This is a genomic window from Nocardiopsis coralli (assembly GCF_014892575.1).
GTDB lineage: Bacteria > Actinomycetota > Actinomycetes > Streptosporangiales > Streptosporangiaceae > Nocardiopsis > Nocardiopsis coralli.
The window spans coordinates 1-639 of the sequence record NZ_JADBGI010000064.1 but is presented as its reverse complement, the minus strand read 5'-3'; the positions used below and the strand labels follow the sequence as shown (position 1 = coordinate 639).

The following is a 639-nucleotide window of genomic DNA, read 5'->3' as shown; positions in this document are numbered from 1 at the left end:
CAGGGCCCCGTGCCCCACGGGTACGGCCCGCAGTACTGATCTGCCGACGGCGCACACGGCACGACACCGTGTGCGCCGCCCCGGACCGACCCCCTATCGATGAGGAACCGACATGAACCCCCCGCACCCCCAGGGCGGCCCATATCCGGCGCCGCAGGCGCCGCCGCCCCACGGGGCGGCTCCCCGCCCCGAGATGCCCGGTACCGTACTCGTGGTACGGGTGCTCATGTTCGTCGGGGGGATCTCCGGGCTGATCCTGGGCGGGATCGCTCTGTACATCGAGTCCGCCCTGGCAGGGGGAGAGGCTCCCATTCTCCTGCGGCCCATCGAGGACGCCGCCGCATTCGAGCCGGGCTCCGGCGGACCCGAGGAGTTCGGCCGCTCGGTGCTGGTCGCCGGGGCGGTCACCCTGGTCTACGGCGTGGTCTCGACGCTGCTCGCGTCGTTCATGGGCAAGCGCAGTCCCGGGATCCTCTGGGGTGCTGTGGCGTTCCAGGTCCTGGCCACTGTCGTGCTCGTCCTGTCGTTGCTGGCGGGCGAGAGCACCGTCGTCCCCTTGGTGTTCACCCTCTTCATCATCGCCATGATGCTCGGTGCCAGGTCGCGGGCGTTCTACAAGCCGGTGCCCCCGGGGCCCGT

The 639-nt window shown here is 71.0% G+C and carries 1 protein-coding gene; it reads left to right on the top strand.

The window, feature by feature from the left end; genetic code table 11:
- Positions 1-112: 112 nt before the first annotated feature.
- Positions 113-639: hypothetical protein (locus IDM40_RS27780; protein WP_193125041.1), on the top strand; the 527-nt coding region annotated here is incomplete at its 3' end.